Below are 22,895 nucleotides of genomic sequence, written 5' to 3' on the forward strand. Positions count from 1 at the left end.
GGGAACGCCGCGGGGCCAGGGGCCGTTGACACCGACACAGGCCGGGGGAGGGCCGGCGGGCGAGGACCGGGGGAGACGGCGATGAGACTTCACGGGGTGGGACGGCGCTACGGCCTGCGCGGACGCTGGGTGCTGCGCGACATCGACCTCGACGTGCCCCGGCACGCCCTGCTGCGGATCGACGGGCGCAACGGCACCGGCAAGTCCACCCTGCTGCGGCTGCTGGCCGGCATCGACGCCCCGACGGCCGGCCGGATCACCGGCCGCCCCGCCACCGCCTACGTCCCGGAGCGGTTCGCCGCCGCGCTGCCGTTCGACGCCGCCGGCTACCTCGTCCACTGCGGCCGCATCCACGGATTGCCCGGCCCGCTGGCGCAGCGGCGGGCCGCGCAGTGGCTGGAGCGCTTCGGCATCGGCGAACACGCCCGCACCCCGCTGGAGGTGCTGTCGAAGGGCACCGCGCAGAAGGTGGCCGTCGCCCAGGCCCTGCTGGCCGAACCCGAGCTGCTGATCCTTGACGAGGCGTGGACCGGCCTGGACACCGCCGCCCGCGCCCAGCTCGACGCCGAGGTCACCGCCCGGGTCGCGGCCGGCACCACCACCGTCTTCGTCGACCACGACCCGGCCCGGCTGGCCGGCGCCGCCACCGCCGTCCACCGGGTCGAGGGCGCCGCACTGGTCGCCGTCACCCCCGCCGCGGCCACCGCGCCCAACACCGCGCCGGCGGCCGTGCTGATCGACGCCCACCGCCCCGGCGGCCCCCGGACCGTCCCGCCCGCGCTGCCGGCCTCCGCCCGCACGCTGCCCGCCCGCCCCGGCGACGCCGGGCTGCGCGTCACGGTCGCCGCCGCCGACTCCGACGCGGTCCTGCGCGCGCTGCTGGCCGCCGACCCCGCCTGGCACATCCGGTCGGTCGCCCCGGCACCCGGCCCGGCGCCCGGCGGGGCCCTCGCGAAGGAGGACGGACGATGACCTCCCGGCTGCCCGCGCTGCTGCGCTACCAGGCCGCGCTGCTCCTGCGGTCCTACCGCTGGCTGCCCCCGCTGCTGCTCTACGCGATCATCCTCGCCGTCGGCGTGCGGTCCGGCGAACCGGTGCTGGGGTCGCTCGGGGTCGTCGCTGTGGCGGTGCTCCCGACGGCCGCCTGGCTGGTGCGGGTGTGCGTCACCGGTGAGCCGCCGGCCGCCCGGGCCGTCACCGCCGCCGCGGCGGGCCCCGGCCGGGTCCACCTGGCGTGCCTCGCCGTCGCGTCGGCCGCCGCCACCGCGACGGGCTGCGTCGCCGTCCCGGTCGTCGCCGCCGTCAGCGCCCCCTACAACGACGACCTGACGGTCGGCATACCCACCGGCTCCGCGGTCCTCGACGGGCTGCTGTCGGTGCTGGCGTGCGCCCTGCTGGGCACGGCGGCCGGTGCGCTGTGCAACCCGCCGGTGCTGCGCCGCCGGGGCTGGCCGGTACCGGTGACCGCGCTGGCGGCCCTGCTGGTGCTGGTCGCCTCCGGCTCCCCGGCCAACGCGGCGGTGACCGGCCTGGTCACCGGCTCCGCCTCCGGCCACGTCACCCTGCCCCTGCTGCCGCTGGGCCTGTCCCTGCTGGCCTGCGCGGCGGCCACGGCGGTCACCTGCCGACTGGTCGCACGCCGCTGAGGGACGCCGCGCCGGACGGGGGCCGGGGTGGGGTGCGCGGGGCTGTTGGGGCCGGTGGTCGGGCTGGCCGGGGCTGTTGGGGCTGTTGGGTCAGGCGTTCGGGGCGGGCGGGGCTGCTGGGGCAGGCGTTCGGGGCGGGTGGCCGGCGCGGCCGGGGCGGGGCGGTCGTGGCGGGCGGGCCGGCGCGGTCCGGGCGTTCGGGGCGGGCGCGTTGCGGCCCTCGGCGGCGCGGGCCCCGCGGTCCGTGCGGGTGCTGGGCCTGCCGCGGTGCGGGCGTCCGTGGCCGGCGTTCGGGGCGGGTGGCCGGCGGTGCGCTGGGCGCGGCCGGGCGGAGGCCCGGGCCGGGCGTTCGGCGCGGCCCAGGCGTTCGGGGCGGGCGCGGCCCGATCCGTGCTGCCCGGAGTCCGGAGCTCCCGGAGTCAGAGTTCCCGGAGTCCGGAGCCCCCGGCGTTCCGTGCCGCCCGGCGCCCACAGCGCGCGGCGGGGAAACCGGTGGCTCCCGGGAGCGGTAACGCGGCATGCTGGGCGGATGATGATCAGAGAGGCGACCGGTGCGGACTGGCCGCGGGTGTGGCCGTTCATGCGGGAGATCGTGGCGGCCGGTGAGACGTACACCTACCCGCGCGACCTGGGCGAGGAGCGGGCGCGTGAGATGTGGATGCTGGCGGCGCCGGGACGCACGGTCGTCGCGGTGGGCGACGACGGGGCGATTCTCGGCACCGCCAAGATGAACCCCAACCACATGGGCGGTTCGTCGCACATCGCCAGCGCCAGCTTCATGGTGGACGCTCGCCATGCCGGCCACGGCACCGGCCGGGCCCTGGGCGAACACGTGCTGGAGTGGGCCCGCGGCGAGGGCTACCGGGCGATGCAGTTCAACGCCGTCGTGGAGTCCAACACCCGCGCGGTCGGCCTGTGGCGGTCCCTCGGCTTCGCCGTCATGACCACGCTCCCCGAGGGCTTCCTGCACCCCACCCTGGGCTACGTCGGCCTGCACATCATGTACCGCGCCCTGTGAACCGCCCGGCCGCGCACGATTTCCGGTGCCGCCCACCACGCCGGTGCCGTCACCTCTCCGGGACCGTCCACCTCCGGTGCCGTCACCCCTCCGGTGCGTGATCCCGCCGCCGCGCTCGGGAACCATGTCGCCCCGGCAGGCCGCGCCGGCCCCCGCCCCGGTGCCGCCCACGGCTCCGGGGCCGTCACCCCTCCGGTGCCGACCACCGCGCCGGTGCTGCCCACGACAGAAGCCACCCACCCCTCCGGTGCCGCCCCCGACTGCGGTGCGTGACCCCGTCCGCCGCGCGGCGCCCGGCCCCGCCACGCGGTCCGGTGGGGACGCGGGGCGGGGCCGGGGACGGGGTCAGCTGCGGGCGGGTTCCAGTTTCAGCGAGATGCTGTTGATGCAGTAGCGCTGGTCGGTGGGGGTGGGGTAGCCCTCGCCCTCGAAGACGTGGCCCAGGTGGGAGCCGCAGCGGGCGCAGCGCACCTCGGTGCGGTCCATGCCCTGCGAGCGGTCGTGGACCAGCTCGACGGCTTCGCTGTCCCGCGGGTCGTAGAAGGACGGCCAGCCGCAGTGCGAGGGGAACTTGGTGTCGGACCGGAAGAGCTCGGCACCGCAGGCCCGGCAGGAGTAGACGCCCTCGGTCGTGGTGTCGGTGTACTCGCCGCGGAACGCCGGCTCGGTGCCCGCCTGCCGCAGCACCGCGTACTCGGCGGGGCTCAGCTCCGCACGCCACTGCTCTTCCGGCTTGTCGATCTCGTACGCCATGGAAACACTCCTCAAGCTTGTGGCCCGGCCAGCCGGGCGACGATGCGCGGACCGAGGTCGGTCACGTCGCCGGCCCCCATGGTGAGAACGAGATCACCCCGCTCGGCCATTCCGGCGATGAGGTCGGGAACGCGGTTCTTGTCGTGTTCGGCGACGACGTCGGCGCCCTTGTGGCGGGCGGCGTCCACGATCAGCGCGCTGGTGACGCCGGGCACCGGGTCCTCGCGGGCCGGGTAGATGTCCAGCACCACGCTGGCGTCGGCGAGGGTGAGGGCGGCGCCCATCTCGTCGGCGAGCTGCTGGGTGCGGCTGAACAGGTGCGGCTGGAAGACCACCAGGACCCGCCCGTCGCCGGCCGCGTCGCGTACCGCCTCCAGGTCGGCGGTGATCTCGGTGGGGTGGTGGGCGTAGGAGTCGATGACCTGGACACCGGCCGCGGTGCCCTTGGGCTGGAGGCGGCGGCCGACCCCGGTGTAGGAGGTGACGGCGGTGGCCAGCTCGGCGACCGCGCCGCCGCCCGCCGCGACGCCGGCGGTGACCGCGGCGCAGGCGTTGTGCGCGTAGTGCCGGCCGGGCACCGAGACGGTGAAGCGGTGCTCGGTGCCGTCGACGGCGTAGCCGACCTCGCTGGTCATGCCGTGCGCCACGATCGAGGTGATGCGGTGGTCGGCGCCGGCGCCCCGGCCGACCCGCACCACGGTCAGGTCGTCGCGGTCGGCGACCCGGGCGGCCACCACGTCGGCGCCCGGGTGCTCGCCCAGCACCAGCGTGCCGCCGGGGCGGATGTTGCGGGCGAAGGTCTCGAACGAGTCGTAGATCTCGTCGATCGAGGCGTAGTTGGCGTGGTGGTCCAGCTCGACGTTGAGGATGATCGCGACGTCGGGGGCGTACTTGTGGAAGCTGCGGTCGCTCTCGTCGGCCTCGGCGACGAAGATCTCGCCCTCGCCGTGGTGGCCGTTGGAGCCGGGGCCGTGGATGTCGCCGCCGATGGCGTAGGACGGGTCCAGGCCGATGCCGCTGAGCGCCACCGCCAGCATCGAGGTGGTGGTGGTCTTGCCGTGGGTGCCGGCCACCGCGACGGTGCGGCGGCCGGCCATCAGCGCGGCCAGCGCGTCGCTGCGGTGCAGCACCGGCAGCCCGCGCTCGCGGGCGGCGGTCAGCTCCGGGTTGTCCTGCCGGATGGCGCTGGAGAGCACCACGCAGCTGGCGTCGTCGGCCAGGTGCCCGGTGGCGTGGCCGATGTGCACGGTCACGCCGGTGTTGCGCAGCGCCTCCGCGGTCGCCGACTCCCTGGCGTCGCTGCCCGCCACCGCCGCGCCGCGGGCGGCCAGGATCTTCGCGATGCCCGACATCCCGGCCCCCCCGATGCCGATGAAGTGCGGTCGTTCCATGGCGGTGGGGACTGCGGATGCCATACGTGACTCTCCCTGGCGCGGACGTGGGTGCGGGTTCCGAGTATGCCAAGTCGAGGCCGGCATCCCCGCACGTGGCGGGGATGCCTCGCGGGTGGCGGCGCCGGTCAGTCGTTGTGCGCGTACAGCTTCAGCACCGGCACGCCGACGGTGTGCCGGGCCCGGGAGGCCCAGTCGCGGTGGAAGAACTCCTCGACCAGGTGCGGCGCGGTCAGCACCAGCACCTCGTCGGCCTTCGACCGTGCCACCACCGACTTCAGCAGGTCCAGCGGGTGCTCCTCGACGATCTCGCCGGTGGCCGCCGCGCCGGTCTCGCGCAGCGCCTTCAGGCTGTGCTCCAGCGCGAAGACCGCCGGCGGCAGCGCCTGGTCGCCCTCCGGTTCCGCCTCCTCGCGGGTGGCCTGCTGGAGCTCGCCGAGCGCGACGTCGTCCAGCGCCCGCAGCAGCCGTTCCTGGTCACCGCGCGGCTGCATGAGCACCAGGTAGGCGACCTCCTCGTCCGGGTGCAGCGTCGTCACCAGCTGCACGTCCACGGGCGCGAGCGGCTTCTCGATCATGAGTACGGTCCTGATCAACGGGCTCGTCCTTCTTTCCACCGGTGTGTGACCTGCAACGTCGCCCCCACCACCCCATCCTGCCCCGAACGGCGCGGACCAGACGGAAGAGCCGCCCGCCGGGTGAACGGGGCCGCACCGGTGGCGGCCGGCGCCCGGTCCGGGATCAGTGCGCGGTGCGGGCGTACCGGGTGAACAGGAAGCCGTCCTCCTCCAGCAGGCCCACCGCGGTCATGCGGTCCGGAACGGCCAGCGGCGGGCCGGTCACGATCCGCGGGGCGCCGCCGGCGCAGAGCACCGGCGCGACCGTCAGGCACAGCTCGTCCAGCTCGCCGGCGGCCGCGAACTGCCCCAGCAGCCGGGGGCCGCCCTCGGCCAGCAACCGGGTCAGACCGCGCGCCGCCAGCTCCCGCACCACCGCGCCGGGGTCGGCCAGCGCACCGTCGCCCGCCACCACGACCTCCGCACCGGCCGCCCGGGCCGCCCGGACCCGGCCGGGATCGGCGCCGGCCCCGGTGAGCAGCAGCGTCGGCACCACGGCCGCGGTGAACAGCGGCGCCGAGAAGTCCAGGTCCAGCCCCGAGCTGACCACCGCGATCGCCGCGGCCGGCGCCTGGCCCAGGGCCGCCCGGCGCCGCTGGAACGCCTCCCGGGCCTTCGCCGGCCGGTACCCCTCGGCCCGGACGGTCTGCGCGCCCACCACGATCGCGTCGGCCAGCGCCCGCAGCACACCGAAGATCCGCATGTCGGCGGCGCTGGACAGCGGCCCCGAGGCGCCGTCGTGCCAGGCGGCGCCGTCCAGCGAGGCGACCATGTTGGCCCGCAGTACCGCGCCGCGCCCGGGGCGCGGCAGCGGGTAGGCGTAGGCGTCCGCGAGAGCGTCCAGCGTGTCCAACGTCTCATCGTCCGGCGGGACGGGCAGCAGGCGGCGCATGCGGTGCAGTCTCGCACGGCCCGTAGGCTTGTCACCCGTGACGCCCCCCGCCTCTCCCTTCACACCGCGGCCCGCCGCCGGCGCGCCCGTCTCGCTGTGCGAGCGGCAGCCGCAGGTGCCCGCCGACCGGCTGGTCGCCGAACTCGTGCCGCCGCCGCGCTTCGACGCCGTGCGGTTCGACACCTACCGGCCCGACCCGGACCAGCCCGGCCAGACCGAGGCGGTCGGGGTGCTGGAGGGGTTCGCGGCCGGGCTGGGCGCGGCGCCGGCCGCGAAGCGCGGCTGGTTCCGCAAGCAGAGCGCGGCGCCGGCCGGCCCCGGCGGGGTTTACCTCGACGGCGGCTACGGCGTCGGCAAGACCCACCTGCTGGCGTCGGTGTGGCACGCGGCGCCGGTGCCGCGCGAGGCGAAGGCGTTCGGCACCTTCGTGGAGCTGACCAACCTGGTCGGCGCGCTCGGCTTCCAGCAGGCGGTCACCGCGCTGTCCGGCCTGCGGCTGCTGTGCATCGACGAGTTCGAGCTGGACGACCCGGGCGACACCGTGCTGGTCTCCTCCCTGCTGGGCCGGCTCGCCGACGCCGGGGTGAAGCTGGCGGCCACCTCCAACACGCTGCCGGGCAAGCTCGGCGAGGGCCGGTTCGCCGCCGCCGACTTCATGCGGGAGATCCAGGGCCTGTCCGCCCGCTTCCGCCCGCTGCGCATCGACGGCCAGGACTACCGGCACCGCGGGCTGCCCGAGGCGCCGGTGCCGTTCAGCGACGAGCGGGTCGAGGAGTCCGCCCTGCGCTGCGAGGGCGCCGCGCTGGACGATTTCGGCGCGCTGCTGGCCCACCTCGCCCGGGTCCACCCCAGCCGCTACGGCGCGCTGTGCGACGGTGTCGAGGCGGTCTTCCTGCGCGGCGTCACGCCGGTCACCGACCAGGCCACCGCGCTGCGCCTGGTGGTGCTCGCCGACCGGCTCTACGACCGCGAGGTCCCGGTGATGGCCTCCGGCGTGCCGTTCGGCGAGGTCTTCAGCGCCGAGATGCTGGCCGGCGGCTACCGCAAGAAGTACTTCCGGGCGATCTCCCGCCTGACCGCGCTGGCCCGCGAGGCGAAGGGGCTGTAGGTCCGGCGCCCGACGGGGTGCCGGGCGCGGGGGAGCACCCGCCGGCCGCGGCGCCCGCCTGCCGGGTGCCGCCTTGAATCCGGGCGGCGCGGTACGTAGCGTCACCGGTGTCCGTGCTGCCGCTAGCGGAGGTCGCCTGATGAGGTACGAGGTGTGGGCGCCCCTGGCGGGCCGGGTCGAGGTCGTGGTGGACGGCGCGGACCACCCCATGCGGCGTGATCCGGTCCGGGAGGGCTGGTGGACGGCCGACGCCGGCCCCGACGGCGGCGACGGGCAGCGGTACGCGTTCCGGCTGGACGGCGGCGAACCGCTGCCCGACCCGCGCTCGCGCCGCCAGCCGCAGGGCCCGGACGGGCCGAGCGCGGTCGTGGCGCCGCCCACCTGGGCGGGGACCCAGCCGTGGCACGGGCGGCCGCTGGCCGGCGCGGTGCTGTACGAACTGCACGTCGGCACCTTCACCCGCGAGGGCACCTTCGACGCGGCGGCCGCCCGGCTGGGCCACCTGGCCGCGCTCGGCGTCACCCACGTGGAACTGCTGCCGGTCTGCCCGTTCCCCGGCACGCACGGCTGGGGGTACGACGGGGTGTCGCTGTGGGCGGTGCACGAGCCGTACGGCGGCCCGGCCGGGCTGCGGCGGTTCGTGGCGGCGGCGCACCGGCACGGGCTCGGCGTGGTGCTGGACGTGGTGCACAACCACCTGGGCCCGTCCGGCAACCACCTGTCGCGCTTCGGGCCGTACTTCACCGACACCCACACCACCCCGTGGGGCGCGGCGGTCAACCTGGACGCGCCCGGCTCCGACGAGGTGCGGGCGTACCTGGTGGGCAGCGCGCTGGCCTGGATCCGGGACTTCCGGCTCGACGGGCTGCGGCTCGACGCGGTCCACGCGCTGGTCGACACCCGGGCCGTGCACTTCCTGGAGGAGCTGTCGCGGGCGGTGGACGCGCTGGCGCACGAGGTGGGCCGGCCGCTGTTCCTGATCGCCGAGTCCGACCTCAACGACCCGCGCACCACCGCCGACCGCGAGGCGGGCGGCCTGGGCCTGCACGCGCAGTGGAGCGACGACTTCCACCACGCGCTGCACACCGCGCTGACCGGCGAGTCCGGCGGCTACTACGCCGACTTCGCCCGCGCCCCGCTGGCCGCGCTCGCCAGGACGCTGAGCGGCGGCTTCTTCCACGACGGCAGCCACTCCTCCTTCCGCGGCCGCGGGCACGGCCGCCCCTGGCCGGCCGGCGCGTCCGGCCACCGGCTGCTGGGGTACGCCCAGACCCACGACCAGATCGGCAACCGTGCCCTCGGCGACCGCCTGACGGCGCGTCAACTCACCCTGGCCGCCGCGCTGGTGCTGACCTCGCCGTTCACGCCGATGCTCTTCATGGGGGAGGAGTGGGGTGCCGCCACCGCGTGGCAGTACTTCACCGACCACCCCGATCCGGCGCTCGCCGAGGCGGTGCGCACCGGACGGCGCCGGGAGTTCGCCGCGCACGGCTGGGACGCCGCCGAGATCCCCGACCCGCAGGACCCGGCCACCCGCCTGCGCTCCTGCCTGGACTGGGAGGAGCCCGAACGCGCCCCGCACGACCGCCTGCTGGCCTGGTACCGCACCCTGATCGCCCTGCGCCGCGCCGAACCCGACCTCGGTTCTCCCGACCTGGCGGCCACCGCGGTGACCTACGACGAGGCCGACGGCTGGCTGCTGGTGCGGCGCGGATCGCTGCACGTGGCCGTCAACTTCGCCGACGTACCCCGCACGCTGCCGCTGCACGGCGGGGAGGTCCTCGCGTCGTCGGCCGAACTGCCGCACGGAGAGGCGGCGTTGACGCTGCCGGGCTGGACGGCGGCGGTGCTGCGCGGCGGGCAGGCGCTGCGCGGCGGTGCGGTGCGGGGCTGACGCCGGCCGTCCCGCGGGGCGGTGCGGTGGTGCCAGGCCGAGTGCCCGGCGGTGCGGGGCGGGCGTGCCGGGCTGCGGGTCAGTCCACCCGTGCCAGCCAGTCGCGCGAGACGGTGGCGAACGGCTCGGCGTTGACGCGTACCGCCTTCAGCAGTCGCTCGGCGCTGGCCCGCGCCGCGCTGACGACCTGCGGCGGATAGGCGTACCGCACCCGGTGCTCGTCGAACTCGTCCTCGTCGTCGAGGTAGATGCGGCCGTTGCGCTTGCGGATGACGTCCAGGTCCAGGTCCACCATGGTGACGGTGTCCGGGGCGGGCCAGGACGGCACGGTGGCGATGTCGCAGTAGACCTCGGTCTTGTGCGGCGCGGCGTTGAACGAGGCGGTCCACCAGCCGTCGCGCGGGAAGAGCATGACGAACGCCTGCGGGAAGACCACCGGCGGCTCCTGGCCGCGCCGCATCGAGGCGCCGGCCGGGCAGCCGGCCCACACCCCGTGCACGTCCTCGCCGAGCAGCCGCGCCGTATGGTGCCAGTGCAGCGAGCCGTCGTACTTGGTGAACTCCACGCGGATCGATCGCTCATCGCTCATGGCCGCACGCTACGCGAACCACCGCGTCGCGGCCGGGAATTCACCCGGCCCGCAGCAGCGCCACCGGATGGCCGGCGAACAACTCCCGCGCGGTCACGGTGCCTTCCAGGTCACGGCCGGTCAGCAGCTCGTGCCAGCGGCCCGGCGGCAGCGTCAGCGCCGTCTCCCGCCAGCCGCCCGCGTCCGCCAGCCGCCGGCTCAGCCGGGTGACCGCGGTGACCACCCGGCCGCCCCGGGCGAACGCCACCAGGTGGTCGGCGGCCGGGCCGTCCGCCGTCAGCGGCAGGTAGCCGCCGTCCGCCCCGAACGCCGCCGGCCACTCACGGCGCAGCCGCAGCGCCAGCGCCGTCATCCGCACCTTCACCGGTGACCCGGCCGTGATGCCGTCGTCGGCCCCGCCGGACAGCGCCCGCGGCAGCGGGGGACCGAAGCGGGCCGGCGCCCGGTTGTCCGGGTCGACCAGCGCCGCGTAGTCGTCCTCGGTGCCCTGGTAGACGTCCGGCACGCCCGGCATCGTCAGGTGCACCAGCGCGGCGCCCAGCGCGTTGGCCTCGGTGGCGGTGCGCAGCGCGCCGGCCAGCTCCGCCAGGTCGTGCCGGGCCGGACCGCACGGACCGGCCTCGACGAACGCCTCCACGGCCGCCTCGTACGCCGGGTCGCCGTCGGTCCACGAGGTGTGCAGCGCCGCCTCCCGCACCGACTTCAGGATCGCCGGCTTCAGCCGTGCCGCGTCCGGGGAGCCCAGGCCGAACGCGGTCTGCCACGCCAGGTACTCCACGTGCGGGTCCGGCCCGCGCTCACCGGTCAGCGCGGTGGCCCGCGCCAGCAGCCCGGCCCAGGCCGGCGGGTCCTGCGACAGCGCGGCGATCCTGGCCCGCACGTCCGCGCTGCGCTTGGTGTCGTGCGTGGACAGCACGTTCCCGGTCAGCGGCCACCGGGCCTGCCGATCGGCGCAGAACGCGTGGAAGCCGGCGACCGACGTGCCCGGCTCACCCGGCTCGCCGCCGACCTCGTTGAGCGAGAGCAGCGGCACGTACCGGTAGAACGCGCAGTCCTCCGCCGCCTTGGCGTGCGCCGCTGAGGCGACCTGCGCGAACCGCACCGCGAAGTCCTCGGCCGCCGCCCCCGCCCCGGCGCGGCGCAGCGCCAGGTCGCGCACCGCCTCCACCGCCCGCACGCCCGCCTCGTCCGCCGCCGCCGCGCCCGCCGAGGCCGCGACCGCGTTCATGACGGCCGCCGAGCGCGGGTCGCCGTCGTAGGGGCGGTAGACCGGCATGCGGACCAGCACCTCGCGGATCGCGTCGCCCAGCGCCGCCGGCGGCAGGTCCGGGCGGGCGGTGCCGGCCGCGCGGCCCAGCCGTGCCACCTCGGCGGCCAGGTCACCGGTGACGACCCGGTACGCCGCCCGGCGCGCGGTCGGCGCCCACTCACCGCCGCGGTCGGCGGCCGCACCGGTGAACTCCCGGTAGACGCCGACCAGTTCGCGCACGCCCGCCGGGTCGGTGAACAGCCCGTCGATCCGGCGCAGCGCGTCGTACCCGGTGGTGCCGTCGCAACTCCAGCCGTCCGGCAGCGCCTCGTCACCGCACAGGATCTTCTCCACCACCGTCCACCGCCCGCCGCAGCCCTCGCGCAGCCGGTCGAGGTAGCCGGCCGGATCCGCCAGCCCGTCGGGGTGGTCGATGCGCAGGCCGTCGGCGACCCCCTGCGCCAGCAGCCGCAGCAGCGTGCCGTGGGTGGCGTCGAAGACGTCCCGGTGCTCGACGCGCACGCCGATCAGCTCCGAGACGGTGAAGAACCGCCGGTAGTTCAGCTCGGTGCGGGCCCGGCGCCAGTAGGCCAGCGTGTAGTGCTGCGCGGCCAGCAACCGCGGCAGCGGCAGCTGCTCGGTGCCGGGTCGCAAGGGGAACGCGTGCTCGTAGTAGCGCAGTTCACCGTCCTGGACCCGCATCGCCGCCGCCTCGTCGGCCGGTTCGCCGCCCAGCACCGGCAGCATCACCGTGCCGCCGCCGGCCGCCCAGTCGATGTCGAACCAGTGCGCGTACGCGCTGCCGGGCCCGTTGCGCAGCACGTCCCACAGCGGGGCGTTGAGCCGTTCCGGGGCCGGCACCGCCATGTGGTTGGGCACGCAGTCCAGCACCAGGCCCAGACCGTGCGCCCGGGCCGCCGCCGACAGCGACCGCAGTCCCGCCTCACCGCCCAGCTCCTCGCGCACCCGGTCGTGCGCCACCACGTCGTAGCCGTGCGGCGAGCCCGGCACCGCCTCCAGCACCGGCGACAGGTGCAGGTGGGAGACGCCCAGCGACGCCAGGTACGGCACCGCGGCCTCGGCGGCGGCGAACCCGAAGCCCGGCTGGATCTGCAACCGGTAGGTGGCGGTGGGCGGTGCGGGGACCGCGGCGGCGCTCACGCCGGGCGCCGCAGCACGGTCAGGCTGCGGTCGGCCAGCCGCAGCCGGTCGCCGGCGCCCACTTCCCGGCCGGTGCCCGGCGGCACCCCGTCGGGCCGGGCGGTGTCCACCACCACCTGCCACTCCTTGCCGTGGTCGACCGGCACCACGAAGTCCAGCTCCTGCGGCGCCGCGTTGAACATCAGCAGGAAGGAGTCGTCGGTGATCCGCTCGCCGCGCGCCCCCGGCTCGGAGATGGCGTGCCCGTTGAGGAAGACCACCACCGACCGGGCCTGCGCCGCCTGCCAGTCGCGCTGCGTCATCGCCTCGCCCTCCGGGGTGAACCACGAGATGTCCGACAGTTCGTCGCCGGTGCCCTCCACCGGGCGGCCGTGGAAGAAGCGGCGGCGCCGGAAGACCGGGTGGTCGCGGCGCAGCCACACCATCGTGCGGGTGAACTCCAGTATCCGGGTGGCCTCCGCGTCCGGGCCGTCCTCGCCCGGCTCGGGCCACGGCACCCAGGTCAGCTCGCTGTCCTGGCAGTACGCGTTGTTGTTGCCGACCTGGGTGCGGCCGAACTCGTCGCCGTGGCTGAGCATCGGCACGCCCTGCGACAGCATCAAGGTGGCGATGATGTTGCGCATCTGACGGCCGCGCAGTTCCAGCACCGCGGGGTCGTCGGTGGGGCCCTCGGTACCGCAGTTCCACGACCGGTTGAAGCTCTCGCCGTCCCGGTTGTCCTCGCCGTTGGCCTCGTTGTGCTTGTCGTTGTAGCTGACCAGGTCGCGCAGCGTGAAGCCGTCATGGCAGGTGACGAAGTTGATCGAGGCCAGCGGGCGCCGCCCGTCGTCCTGGTACAGGTCGGAGGAGCCGGTCAGCCGGGAGCCGAACTCCGCCAGCCGGGCCTGCTCCCCGCGCCACAGGTCGCGCACGGTGTCGCGGTACTTGCCGTTCCACTCCGCCCACAGCGGCGGGAAGTTGCCCACCTGGTAGCCGCCCTCGCCGACGTCCCACGGCTCGGCGATCAGCTTGACCTGGCTGACCACCGGGTCCTGCTGGACCAGGTCGAAGAACGACGAGAGCCGGTCGACCTCGTGGAACTGCCGCGCCAGCGTCGCCGCCAGGTCGAACCGGAAGCCGTCCACGTGCATGTCGGTGACCCAGTACCGCAGCGAGTCCATGATCATCTGCAACGCGTGCGGGCTGCGCATCAGCAGCGAGTTGCCGGTGCCGGTGGTGTCGGTGTAGTACCGCTGGTCCTGCTCCAGCCGGTAGTACGAAGCGTTGTCCAGGCCGCGGAACGACAGCGTCGGCCCGAGGTGGTTGCCCTCGGCGGTGTGGTTGTAGACCACGTCGAGGATGACCTCGATGCCTGCGGTGTGCAGCGCGCGCACCGCCGTCTTGAACTCCAGCACCTGCTGGCCGCGGTCACCCATCGAGGCGTACGCGTTGTGCGGGGCGAAGAACCCGATGGTGTTGTAGCCCCAGTAGTTGCTCAGCCCCGCGTCGACCAGCCGGTGGTCGGTGACGAACTGGTGCACCGGCATCAGCTCCAGCGCGGTCACCCCCAGCTCCACCAGGTGCTCGATGACCGCCGGGTGCGCCAGCGCCGCGTACGTGCCGCGGATCTCCGGCGGCAGCCCCGGATGGGTCATGGTCAGACCCTTCACGTGCGCCTCGTACAGCACCGTGCGGTGGTAGTCCACCCGCGGCGGCCGGTCGTTCGCCCAGTCGAAGAACGGGTTGATCACCACCGACGCCATGGTGTGCGGCGCGGAGTCCAGGTCGTTGCGCGTCTCCGGCTTGCCGAACCGGTAGCCGTAGACCGCCTCGTCCCAGTCGACCCGGCCGCTCATCGCCTTGGCGTAGGGGTCCAGCAGCAGTTTGGCGGAGTTGCAGCGGTGCCCCTGTACGGGATCGTAGGGGCCGTGCACCCGGAAGCCGTAGCGCTGGCCGGGCATCACGCCGGGCAGGAAGGCGTGCCGGACGAAGGCGTCGCTCTCCCGCAGCTCGATGGCGGTCTCCGAACCGTCGTCGTGCAGCAGACACAGCTCCACCCGCTCGGCGGCCTCGGAGAAGACCGCGAAATTGGTCCCGGCGCCGTCGTAGGTGGCGCCTAGGGGATACGTCTGTCCTGGCCAGACCTGCATGTCCACGACTCTTCCACTTGGGTGCCCGGTCGTCCGGTCGCGTGTCCGTGTTCCGGCGAATTTCCGCGAATCTTCCCCCTGAACGGGTGGCCGAACCGCGGTCCTCACGTACCACTGAGGGTATGCGAGGAGTGTTTCCGGCGGTCGCCGCCGTACGCCCCACGAAGGGCGCGGGTGTCGAAGACGTGAAACTCCGTAACCGCGCGCGGTGTTGGGCTGCACGGCTCCCCCGGCCGCAGTAGTCTCCTTGATCGTGGACGGGGGGATCGAGCTGGAGCGAAGAGGCGGTGCGGTGGAGACGTCGGGTGGCCTGGTGGTGCCGGGCGGGGGCGACCAGGGGGACCTGGCCGGCTCCGAGGCGCGGACCGTGACGGTCTCCCTCGCCAGGACCGGGCCGGCCCTGCAGATCGGCACCGAGCTGGACTGGGACGCCCGCGACTGGGACGAGGTGCGCGACCGTGCCCGCCGGGCCGGCCGCGCCTACGTCTGGCTCAACCTGGTCGAGCAGCGGCTGCGGGCCGTCGTCAACGCGGTCCTGCGGCCCATCTACGAGCCGGTGCACGGCGAGGAGTGGGTGGTGGCCGCCGCCGGGCCGGCCGGCCACGAATGGGTGCAGCGCGCCTCCGCGGTCCGCGAGGTCAGCCGCCGCAAGGGCTACCTGCTCGACCCGGCCGACGACAACATCCTCAGCTTCCTCACCCTGCCGCAGCTGCGTGAGCTGATCGTCCAGCACTGGCCCTGCTTCGACCCCTACCTCGACGAACGCCGCGAACTCGAACTCGTCCTCGACGAGCTGGAGGTCGCCCGGCACGTCGTCAACCGCAACCGCGCGCTGTCGGAGACCGTGCTGGCCCAGGCCGAACGCGCCGCCGGCCGGCTGCTGGGCATGCTCGGCGCCGACCACCGCTCGGTACCCGGCGACCGCGTCCGGGTCGACGCGGTCGAGGAGATCGTCGGCGACCGCTACGCCGACGTCATCGGCGTCCACCCCGACCGGGTCCGGCTGATGCGGCAGCTGCCCGCCGAGGAGCTGTTCGGCGGCGCCCGCCGGCTGGACGCCATAGGCATAGGCCTCAACCTGCTGGTCCAGAACTACTCCGGCCGCCGCCTGGTACGGCTGGCGGAGTCCGGCAGCCGCATCCGCCTGCTGTTCCTCAACCCGGCCAGCAGCACGGTGCGCCGCCGCGAACGGGAACTGGGCCTGGGCCGCGGCGAGATCAGCCGCGGCGTGGAGATGAACATCATCCATATGCGCCGGGTCCGCGCCCGGCTGCGCGATCCCGGCGCCTTCGAGATCCGCGTCTACGACGAGACCCCGCGCTTCAGCGCCTACCTCGTCGACGGCGACGGCGCCGACGGGCTCGCCGTGGTGCAGAACTACCTGCGCCGCTCGCGGGGCATCGAGTCCCCCGTGATCGTCCTGCGCGGCGGCACCCGCCACCTCGTCCACCACCCCGACCACGGCCACGCCGACCGTGACGGCGGACTCTTCGAGATCTACCGCGAGGAGTTCGAAGGCGTCTGGGCGGACTCCAGACCGGTCTCGTGACGTCCCGGCCGCCCGCGCGGACCGGCGGGGCGGCGCCGGTGTTCCTCCGCAGACGTCCCGCCGCCGCGCGTTCCTTCTCCGGCCGCCCGCGGTCCCGCGCACGGCCGGCCACGGTCTTCGGTGCGGGCCAGGGCCCTGGGCGTGGGCCCCGGGTGCGGGCCGCCGTCAGCGGCCCGGCACGCCGTGCGTCACTCCTCCGCCGTGCGGTATCCCGGGATCGACGGCCAGCGGACCGTCAGCACCACCGACTCCTGCTCGGCGATCCAGGAGTGGTCGACGCCGCGGCCCCACACCACGTAGTCGCCCTGCTCGGCCAGCAGGACGCTGCGGCCGGGCAGTTCGACCCGGAAGCGGCCGCTGATCAGCACCAGCAGCGCGGTGCGGTCCTCACCGGTGACCCACTCGCTCCGTTCGTCGCCCGGCGGGTGGATCCCCCATTTGATCTCCACGTCCGTGCTGTGCCGGGGGTCGCCGGGGTCCTTGAAGTGCCCCAGCAGCCAGCCCCGGTCCAGCGGGGCGTCCTTGCCCGCGTTGCCCACGTACACACTGCCGTCGTCCATGATCGGACCGTAGCACCGGCCGCCGGGCCCCCGACCGGGCGGCCCCGGCCGTCACAGCGCCGCGTCGAACCGCCGCAGCACCAGCCGCGCCACCTCCGGCGCCGGCCCCAGCACCCCCGACAGCAGGTCCGCGCCGGAGTCCGCGGCGTCGGCCGCCACCCGGTCCGGCAGCCGCCCGGGCGCCAGCACGTACGGCGCCACCACGATGTGCCGGGCGCCCTCGCCGCGCAGCGCCCGCACCGCGTCACCGGTGCGCGGCGACGCGGTCGAGGCGTACGCGGGACGCACCGCCCGCCAGCCGCCGCGCTCGCGCCACTGCCGCGCGACGTCCTCGATGACCGCCAGCGCCCCGGCGTCGGAGGTCCCGGCCGCCGCCAGCACCACCGCGGTCGACGCCCGGTCCCACGCCGCGCCGGCCTCGGACAGCCGCCGCTCCAGCGCCTCCACCAGCAGCGGCGAAGGACCCAGCACCGGCGCCTGCCGCACCGTGAGCCCCGGGTGCCGTTCACGCGCCGCGGCCAGCACCGACGGCACGTCGCACCGGGCGTGGTAGGCCGCCGTCAGCAGCAGCGGCACCGCGACGACGTCACGGACCGCCCCGGCGGCGAGCCGGTCCAGCACGGCGCCGACGGCCGGGTCGCAGTGGTCGAGGAACGCGGTCTCCACCCGCGTCCGCGGCCGCAGCGCCGCCACCCGGGCCGCCAGCGTCCGCACGGTCGCCGCGTGCCGCGGGTCCCGGCTGCCGTGCGCGACCAGCAGCAGCACCGGCGCGGCGGTGGCGGTTCGGGGTGCGGCGGCGGGCGTCATACCAGCAGGCCCCTGGAGCGCAGCACGCGCCGCTCGACCGGCTTGAAGACCAGCAGCTCGATGCCGATGCCGACCACCAGGATCAGCAGGATCGCCGCCAGCACACCCGGCATGTCGGAGTTGGTCCGGGCGTTCTCCAGCAGCTGCCCCAGCCCGGTGCCCAGCATCGGGGAGGTGGCGATGATCTCCGCCGCCATCAGCGAGCGCCAGGCGAACGCCCAGCCCTGCTTCAGGCCCGACAGGTAGCCGGGCAGCGCGGCCGGCAGCAGCACGTGCCGCACCCCGCGCAGCCCGGTCGCCCCGATCGTGCGCCCGGCCCGCAGGAACAGCGGCGGCACCTGGTCGATGCCCGACACCAGCCCGTTGGCGATCGACGGCACCGCGCCGAGCAGCACGACCGCGTAGATCGTGGAGTTGTTCAGCCCGAACCAGATGATCGCGGCCGGCACCCACGCCACCGACGGCATGGCCTGCAGGCCGGACAGGATCGGGCCGATCGCGGCGCGCACCGGGGCGACCCGGGCCACCAGCAGGCCCAGCGGCGTGCCGATCACCACCGAGGCGACGTACCCGAGGGCGCCGCGCGACAGCGACGTCCAGATGTAGCCGAACAGGGTGCCCTGCAACCACATCTGGTGCACCGAGCCGGCCACGTCGGCGGGGGAGGGCAGCTCGTAGTGCGGCTTGACCTGGAAGTGGTACGCCAGCTGCCACACCACCAGCACCAGCAGCACCGCGAGCACCGGCGGGGCGACCTTGTCCCGCAGCAGGTGCCACACCGGCACCTTGGCCGCCGCCCGGGTCTCCAGCGCGTCCAGCCCCGCCTCCAGACCGGCCAGGTCGGACCGGCCCCGCCCGCCGGCGGCCGTGACGCCGGCGGCGTCCGCCGCGGTGAGCGCGGTCCCGGACCCGGAGGACCCGGTGCCGGTGGGCTCGGCGGGCCGCGGCTCGGCGGCACCCGGCCCGGCGGCCTTCGTCTCAGCGCTGCCCATGGCGGCTGATCTCCTCCCGCAGTCGGCCGGTGATCTCCACCGACAGGTCGGCGACGCCCGTGTCCTCGATGCGCCGCGGCTGCGGGATGTCCACCCGCCACTCCTCGATGATCCGTCCCGGCCGCGAGGACAGCAGCACGACGCGCTGGGCGAGCCGGACCGCCTCACGGACGTTGTGCGTCACGAACAGCACCGAGATCCCGGTGCGCTCCCAGATCCGGGTCAGCTCCTCGTGCAGCACGTCGCGGGTGATGGCGTCCAGCGCGGCGAACGGCTCGTCCATCAGCAGCAGCCGGCTGTCCTGCGCCAGCGCCCGCGACAGCGCCACCCGCTGCCGCATACCGCCGGACAGCTCGTGCACCCGCTTGCCGTAGGCGCCCTTGAGCCGGACCAGCTCCAGCAACTCCTCGGCGCGCTCGCGGCGTTCGGCCCGCGGCACGCCGCGCATCCGCAGCGTCAGCTCGACGTTGCGGCCGGCCGTCAGCCACGGGAAGAGCGCGTGCTCCTGGAACATCAGCGCCGGCCGCCCGGCGGTGTCGATGCCGCCGCGGGTCGGCCGGTCCAGGCCGGCGACCATGTTGAGCAGCGTCGACTTGCCGCAGCCCGACGCCCCCAGGAGGCAGACGAACTCACCGGGTGCGACATCGAGCGTGATGTCCTCCAGCACGGGAAGTTCCGCGCCGGGCCGGCCGAAGGACTTCGACACCTGCCGCACGCGGGCCGCGTACGCCGTGCCGTCGTCGTGCCGGACGGTCTGTTCGGTGACCGCAGTGGCCATCGGTCTCACCTCCTGAGGGGTCGGGCGCTCGTCACAGACCGGCGTCGGAGACGGCCGGCCGGCCCTCGGCGGCCAGCACCTTGTTCAGCGGCCCCAGGTCGTAGATCCCCTTCAGGTCCGGCTGCTGGAGCAGGCCGGCCTTCACCGCGTGGTCGGCCTCGGCCTGGAGGGTGGAGGCCAGCGGGTCGTCGGTGACCTCCACGTTGGCGAACGCCGAGTCGAGCACCGAGGTCGGCAGCGGCTTGCCGGACAGCGCCGTCAGCTGCTGGTTGATGGCCTGCTTGGCGCCGGCCGGGTTGGCCTTGATCCACGCGTTGGTGTCGACCGAGCCGCGCAGCACCGCCTCGACCACGTCCGGGTGCGCGGCGAGGAACTTCTGCGACACGACGATGTTGGTGATGACGAACTGGCCCTTGGGCCACAGCGACTTCTCGTTGAGCAGCACCTTGCCGCCCTCGGCGACCAGCTGCGAGGCGGTGGGCTCCGGCACCCAGGCGCCGTCGATGCCGCCCTGGCGGAAGACGACCGGCGTGGTCTTGTTGTCGATCCGCTCGACCGTCACGTCGCCCTTGCCGGACTGCGCGTCCTCCTTGTAGCCCTGCGACGCCAGGTAGTTCAGCAGCGCCACGTCCTGGGTGTTGCCCAGCTGCGGGGTGGCGATGCGCTTGCCGCGCAGGTCCTTGAGGCTGTGGACCTTCTTCGGGTTGACCACGAGGTCGACGCCGCCGGAGGCGGAGCCGGAGATGATCCTCAGGTCCTGGCTGTGCGACTTGACGTAGGCGTTGATGGCCGGCGAGGGGCCGATCCAGCCGATGTCGATGGCACCGGCGTTGAGCGCCTCGACCTCCGACGGGCCGGCGTTGAAGACCTGGGTGTCGATCTTCGTGGCGCCCAACTGCTTCTGGAACAGGCCCTTTTGCAGGCCCACCAGCGCGGTGGCGTGGGTGACGTTGGCGAAGTAGCCGATGCGCACGGTCGACGCCGACAGCTTCTTGCCGGAGGCGGCCGGCGCGGGCGCCGCGGTGTGCGACGCGGTGGACTTCGACCCGTAACTGCACGCGGCCAGCGCGCCGGCCAGCAACGGCAGGACGGCGACGGCGGCCAGCACACGGGTACGCCGCGCGGAGCGGCGGGCGGGGGAGACGCGTATCACGGTAAGGGGTCCTCTCAAGGGCCCGGCCGTGCGTGGGGGGTCGATCTCAGGCCGGGAAGGCAGCAGGTTCTCGGTACGGGGACAACGGGCACGGCGCCGCTGGGGCGGAGCACCGCGCACTGGCGAAGGCGCAGGTCAGCGCACACATCGCCCGACCCCGCCCTGCCCGCTGCCGAGCGTGCCGCTACCGACCCGGCCGCCTTCCTTGGCGAAGCCGGAGAACGCTTCGGTGGACATCTAGAAGTCCCACCCCTCCTGGTCCGCCCCGGCCGCCGCGGCCGGCCCGGCGAACGCCTCGCCCGCCATCCCGGCGGTCAGCGTGGAGCCGTCGGCCGGGTCGATGAGCAGGAAGGAGCCGGTCAGCCGGGAGTCCTGGTAGGCGTCGAGCGGCAGCGGTTCGGCGGTGCGCACGGTGATGCCGCCGATGTCGTTGACGTCGAGCTGCCCGGGGTCGGCCACGTGGGCGAGGCCGGCGGTCAGGTCGATCCGGTACGGCAGTGCCTTGACGATGGCCTTGACCGTGCGGGTGGCGTGCTTGAGCAGCACCCGGTCGCCCACCTTCAGCGGGCGTTCGTGCAGGTGGCAGACGGTGCCCTCGACGTCCTGGGTGATGCTGGGCGGTTCGGCGGCCGGGGCGATCAGGTCGCCGCGGGAGATGTCGAGGTCGTCGGCGAGCAGCACGGTCACCGACTGGGGCGCCCACGCCGCCTTCACCGGTTCGCCGAGCGCGTCGATGCCGGTGATGACGCTGCGCCCGCCGGACGGCAGCACGGTGACCTCGTCGCCGACCCGCAGGACACCGGCGGCGATGCGGCCGGCGTAGCCGCGGTAGTCGGGGTGGTCGCTGGTCTGCGGCCGGATGACGTACTGCACCGGGAAGCGGGCCGGTTGCGCCGAGGGGTCCTCGCCGACGGGCACGGTCTCCAGGTGCTCCAGGACGGTCGGGCCGCCGTACCAGTCCATGTGCGCCGAAGGGGTGACCACGTTGTCGCCGGCCAGCGCGCTGATCGGGATCGCGGTGATGTCCGGCACGCCCAGCGAGGCGGCGTAGGCGGTGAACTCCTCCGCGATCGCGGCGAAGGCCGGCTCCGCGTAGTCGACGAGGTCCATCTTGTTGACGGCCAGCACGACGTGCGGGACGCGCAGCAGGGCGGCGACGGCGGCGTGCCGGCGGGTCTGCTCCACCACGCCGTTGCGGGCGTCGACCAGCACCACGGCGAGCTGGGCGGTGGAGGCGCCGGTGACCATGTTGCGGGTGTACTGCACGTGGCCGGGGGTGTCGGCCAGGATGAAGCGGCGCGCGGGGGTGGCGAAGTAGCGGTAGGCGACGTCGATGGTGATGCCCTGTTCGCGTTCGGCGCGCAGGCCGTCGGTGAGCAGGGCCAGGTCCGGGGTCTGCTGGCCGCGCCGCAGGGAGGCGGCCTCGACCGCTTCGAGCTGGTCGGTCAGGACGGATTTGGAGTCGTGCAGCAGCCGGCCCACGAGGGTGGACTTGCCGTCGTCGACGGAGCCGGCGGTGGCGAACCGCAGCAGGGAGGTGGCCGCGAGGGTCTGGCCCGTGGGCGTCATCTAGAAGTACCCCTCACGCTTGCGGTCCTCCATGGCGGCTTCCGACATCTTGTCGTCGGCCCGGGTCGCGCCGCGTTCGGTCAGCCGGGAGGCGGCGATCTCGGTGATGACCTGGGCGATGGTCACCGCGTCGGAGTCGACCGCGCCGGTGCACGACATGTCGCCGACGGTGCGGTAGCGGACCAGCCGCCGCTCGACCGGTTCGGCCCGGCGCGGTCCGCCCCACTGGCCGGCGGTCAGCCACATGCCGTCGCGGGCGAAGACGTCGCGCTCGTGGGCGTAGTAGATGCCGGGCAGTTCGATGCCCTCGCGCTCGATGTACTGCCACACGTCCAGCTCGGTCCAGTTCGACAGCGGGAAGACCCGCACGTGCTCACCGGGGGCGTGCCGGCCGTTGTACAGCTGCCACAGTTCGGGGCGCTGGCGGCGCGGGTTCCAGGCGCCGAACTCGTCGCGCAGGCTGAAGACGCGTTCCTTGGCCCGGGCCTTCTCCTCGTCGCGCCGCCCGCCGCCGAAGACCGCGTCGTAGCGGCCGGTGGTGATGGCGTCCAGCAGCGGCACGGTCTGGAGCGGGTTGCGGGTGCCGTCGGGGCGCTCGCGCAGCCGGCCGTCGTCGATGTAGTCCTGCACGTGCGCCACGTGCAGCCGCAGCCCGTGCGTGGCGACGGTGCGGTCGCGGTACTCCAGCACCTCGGGGAAGTTGTGCCCGGTGTCGACGTGCAGCAGCCCGAAGGGCACCGACGCCGGCGCGAACGCCTTCAGCGCCAGGTGCAGCATGACGATGGAGTCCTTGCCGCCGGAGAACAGGATCACCGGCCGCTCGAACTCCCCCGCCACCTCGCGGAAGATGTGCACCGCCTCGGACTCCAGAGCGTCCAGGTGCGACAGTGCGTAGGGGTCCTCCGTCGTGGCGGAGGTGTCGGTCACGGTGGTCATGGTGTCCCTCCGTTCTCTGCCCGGCTTCGCGTGGAGGTGCTCTCGTCCGCGCCGGTGCGGCGCGAAGGGGTGGGCGCGGACGGCGGTTGCGGCCCGGCGGCCGC

General features: G+C 74.7%; 20 protein-coding genes. 6 read left to right on the forward strand and 14 right to left on the reverse strand.

The window, feature by feature from the left end; genetic code table 11:
- Window positions 1–81 precede the first annotated feature (81 nt).
- The 3 genes from POF43_RS15915 (at window position 82) to POF43_RS15925 (ending at window position 2,664) form a co-directional block, all read left to right on the forward strand.
- A complete protein-coding gene (locus tag POF43_RS15915; RefSeq protein WP_282704608.1) occupies window positions 82–972 on the forward strand; it encodes an ATP-binding cassette domain-containing protein in 891 nt (296 codons plus the stop codon).
- Between the two features lie 8 nt (window positions 973–980).
- Complete coding sequence (locus POF43_RS15920; RefSeq protein ID WP_271318852.1) at window positions 981–1,646, forward strand: ABC transporter; 666 nt, start codon at window positions 981–983, stop codon at window positions 1,644–1,646.
- A gap of 529 nt (window positions 1,647–2,175) precedes the next feature.
- The gene (locus POF43_RS15925) at window positions 2,176–2,664 is read left to right on the forward strand and encodes a GNAT family N-acetyltransferase (protein ID WP_271326029.1); all 489 of its coding nucleotides are present in this window, start codon (window positions 2,176–2,178) and stop codon (window positions 2,662–2,664) included.
- Window positions 2,665–3,009: 345 nt separating this feature from the next.
- Here the strand turns inward: POF43_RS15925 and msrB are convergent, their stop codons facing one another.
- The 4 genes from msrB to POF43_RS15945 all read right to left on the reverse strand — a co-directional run bounded on the left by msrB (window position 3,010) and on the right by POF43_RS15945 (window position 6,317).
- Window positions 3,010–3,417, reverse strand: a complete 408-nt coding sequence (gene msrB, locus POF43_RS15930) for a peptide-methionine (R)-S-oxide reductase MsrB (RefSeq protein WP_282704609.1) — start codon at window positions 3,415–3,417, stop codon at window positions 3,010–3,012.
- Window positions 3,418–3,428: 11 nt separating this feature from the next.
- Window positions 3,429–4,832: a UDP-N-acetylmuramate--L-alanine ligase gene (gene murC, locus POF43_RS15935; protein WP_271313080.1), complete on the reverse strand. Its 1,404-nt coding sequence runs from the start codon at window positions 4,830–4,832 to the stop codon at window positions 3,429–3,431.
- Window positions 4,833–4,936: 104 nt separating this feature from the next.
- Entirely contained in the window at window positions 4,937–5,404 is a 468-nt protein-coding gene (locus POF43_RS15940; RefSeq protein WP_271313079.1) for an indole-3-glycerol phosphate synthase, read from the reverse strand.
- 145 nt (window positions 5,405–5,549) lie between these two features.
- Complete coding sequence (locus POF43_RS15945; protein ID WP_271313078.1) at window positions 5,550–6,317, reverse strand: pyrimidine reductase family protein; 768 nt, start codon at window positions 6,315–6,317, stop codon at window positions 5,550–5,552.
- Between POF43_RS15945 and zapE the strand changes: the two genes are divergently transcribed.
- Both zapE and treZ read left to right on the forward strand, forming a co-directional pair.
- Entirely contained in the window at window positions 6,316–7,425 is a 1,110-nt protein-coding gene (gene zapE, locus POF43_RS15950) for a cell division protein ZapE (RefSeq protein WP_372516025.1), read from the forward strand. The two genes, POF43_RS15945 and zapE, sit on opposite strands and share 2 nt — an antisense overlap.
- A gap of 139 nt (window positions 7,426–7,564) precedes the next feature.
- Window positions 7,565–9,319: a malto-oligosyltrehalose trehalohydrolase gene (gene treZ / locus POF43_RS15955; protein WP_271322501.1), complete on the forward strand. Its 1,755-nt coding sequence runs from the start codon at window positions 7,565–7,567 to the stop codon at window positions 9,317–9,319.
- 79 nt (window positions 9,320–9,398) lie between these two features.
- On the opposite strand, the gene POF43_RS15960 is transcribed toward treZ, so the two are convergent.
- The 3 genes from POF43_RS15960 to glgX are packed head-to-tail and all read right to left on the reverse strand — an operon-like array spanning window position 9,399 to window position 14,447.
- Window positions 9,399–9,908, reverse strand: coding sequence for a DUF402 domain-containing protein (locus POF43_RS15960; protein WP_271322500.1), 510 nt, complete (start codon window positions 9,906–9,908; stop codon window positions 9,399–9,401).
- 40 nt (window positions 9,909–9,948) lie between these two features.
- Window positions 9,949–12,318: a malto-oligosyltrehalose synthase gene (gene treY / locus POF43_RS15965; protein ID WP_271322499.1), complete on the reverse strand. Its 2,370-nt coding sequence runs from the start codon at window positions 12,316–12,318 to the stop codon at window positions 9,949–9,951.
- The gene (glgX, locus tag POF43_RS15970; protein ID WP_271313083.1) at window positions 12,315–14,447 is read right to left on the reverse strand and encodes a glycogen debranching protein GlgX; all 2,133 of its coding nucleotides are present in this window, start codon (window positions 14,445–14,447) and stop codon (window positions 12,315–12,317) included. The genes treY and glgX overlap by 4 nt, the downstream gene beginning before the upstream one ends.
- 253 nt (window positions 14,448–14,700) lie before the next feature.
- Between glgX and POF43_RS15975 the strand changes: the two genes are divergently transcribed.
- Complete coding sequence (locus POF43_RS15975; RefSeq protein WP_372516026.1) at window positions 14,701–15,996, forward strand: DUF5919 domain-containing protein; 1,296 nt, start codon at window positions 14,701–14,703, stop codon at window positions 15,994–15,996.
- A 188-nt stretch (window positions 15,997–16,184) separates the two neighbouring features.
- Here POF43_RS15975 and POF43_RS15980 read toward each other — a convergent pair whose 3' ends face one another.
- The 7 genes from POF43_RS15980 to cysD all read right to left on the reverse strand — a co-directional run bounded on the left by POF43_RS15980 (window position 16,185) and on the right by cysD (window position 22,791).
- Window positions 16,185–16,556 (reverse strand): cupin domain-containing protein, encoded by a 372-nt coding sequence (locus tag POF43_RS15980; RefSeq protein WP_271313073.1) that lies wholly within the window; start codon window positions 16,554–16,556, stop codon window positions 16,185–16,187.
- 51 nt (window positions 16,557–16,607) lie between these two features.
- Window positions 16,608–17,363, reverse strand: a complete 756-nt coding sequence (locus POF43_RS15985) for a sirohydrochlorin chelatase (protein WP_271322498.1) — start codon at window positions 17,361–17,363, stop codon at window positions 16,608–16,610.
- On the reverse strand, window positions 17,360–18,355 hold the full coding sequence (locus POF43_RS15990; RefSeq protein ID WP_271322497.1) for an ABC transporter permease: 996 nt from the start codon (window positions 18,353–18,355) through the stop codon (window positions 17,360–17,362). The genes POF43_RS15985 and POF43_RS15990 overlap by 4 nt, the downstream gene beginning before the upstream one ends.
- Window positions 18,342–19,133, reverse strand: coding sequence for an ABC transporter ATP-binding protein (locus tag POF43_RS15995; RefSeq protein WP_271313070.1), 792 nt, complete (start codon window positions 19,131–19,133; stop codon window positions 18,342–18,344). Before POF43_RS15995 ends, POF43_RS15990 begins: the two co-directional genes overlap by 14 nt.
- Before the next feature lie 31 nt (window positions 19,134–19,164).
- Window positions 19,165–20,286 (reverse strand): aliphatic sulfonate ABC transporter substrate-binding protein, encoded by a 1,122-nt coding sequence (locus POF43_RS16000; protein ID WP_271313069.1) that lies wholly within the window; start codon window positions 20,284–20,286, stop codon window positions 19,165–19,167.
- 237 nt (window positions 20,287–20,523) lie between these two features.
- Window positions 20,524–21,855: a sulfate adenylyltransferase subunit 1 gene (locus POF43_RS16005; protein ID WP_271322496.1), complete on the reverse strand. Its 1,332-nt coding sequence runs from the start codon at window positions 21,853–21,855 to the stop codon at window positions 20,524–20,526.
- Window positions 21,856–22,791 carry a sulfate adenylyltransferase subunit CysD gene (cysD, locus tag POF43_RS16010; protein WP_271322495.1) on the reverse strand — a complete coding sequence of 312 codons (936 nt, stop codon included), beginning with the start codon at window positions 22,789–22,791 and terminating at the stop codon, window positions 21,856–21,858.
- Between the last annotated feature and the right edge of the window lie 104 nt (window positions 22,792–22,895).

Origin of the sequence: Streptantibioticus silvisoli (assembly GCF_027947535.2) — a bacterium.
Taxonomy (GTDB): domain Bacteria; phylum Actinomycetota; class Actinomycetes; order Streptomycetales; family Streptomycetaceae; genus Streptantibioticus_C; species Streptantibioticus_C silvisoli.

Coding starts and splice junctions, on each gene's coding strand:
- POF43_RS15915 (WP_282704608.1), top strand. CDS start 82: ATGAGACTTCACGGGGTGGGACGGCGCTACGGCCTGCGCGGACGCTGG.
- POF43_RS15925 (WP_271326029.1), top strand. CDS start 2,176: ATGATGATCAGAGAGGCGACCGGTGCGGACTGGCCGCGGGTGTGGCCG.
- msrB (WP_282704609.1), bottom strand. CDS start 3,417: ATGGCGTACGAGATCGACAAGCCGGAAGAGCAGTGGCGTGCGGAGCTG.
- murC (WP_271313080.1), bottom strand. CDS start 4,832: ATGGCATCCGCAGTCCCCACCGCCATGGAACGACCGCACTTCATCGGC.
- zapE (WP_372516025.1), top strand. CDS start 6,316: ATGCGGTGCAGTCTCGCACGGCCCGTAGGCTTGTCACCCGTGACGCCC.
- POF43_RS15945 (WP_271313078.1), bottom strand. CDS start 6,317: ATGCGCCGCCTGCTGCCCGTCCCGCCGGACGATGAGACGTTGGACACG.
- treZ (WP_271322501.1), top strand. CDS start 7,565: ATGAGGTACGAGGTGTGGGCGCCCCTGGCGGGCCGGGTCGAGGTCGTG.
- POF43_RS15960 (WP_271322500.1), bottom strand. CDS start 9,908: ATGAGCGATGAGCGATCGATCCGCGTGGAGTTCACCAAGTACGACGGC.
- glgX (WP_271313083.1), bottom strand. CDS start 14,447: ATGCAGGTCTGGCCAGGACAGACGTATCCCCTAGGCGCCACCTACGAC.
- POF43_RS15980 (WP_271313073.1), bottom strand. CDS start 16,556: ATGGACGACGGCAGTGTGTACGTGGGCAACGCGGGCAAGGACGCCCCG.
- POF43_RS15985 (WP_271322498.1), bottom strand. CDS start 17,363: ATGACGCCCGCCGCCGCACCCCGAACCGCCACCGCCGCGCCGGTGCTG.
- POF43_RS15990 (WP_271322497.1), bottom strand. CDS start 18,355: ATGGGCAGCGCTGAGACGAAGGCCGCCGGGCCGGGTGCCGCCGAGCCG.
- POF43_RS15995 (WP_271313070.1), bottom strand. CDS start 19,133: ATGGCCACTGCGGTCACCGAACAGACCGTCCGGCACGACGACGGCACG.
- POF43_RS16005 (WP_271322496.1), bottom strand. CDS start 21,855: ATGACGCCCACGGGCCAGACCCTCGCGGCCACCTCCCTGCTGCGGTTC.
- cysD (WP_271322495.1), bottom strand. CDS start 22,791: ATGACCACCGTGACCGACACCTCCGCCACGACGGAGGACCCCTACGCA.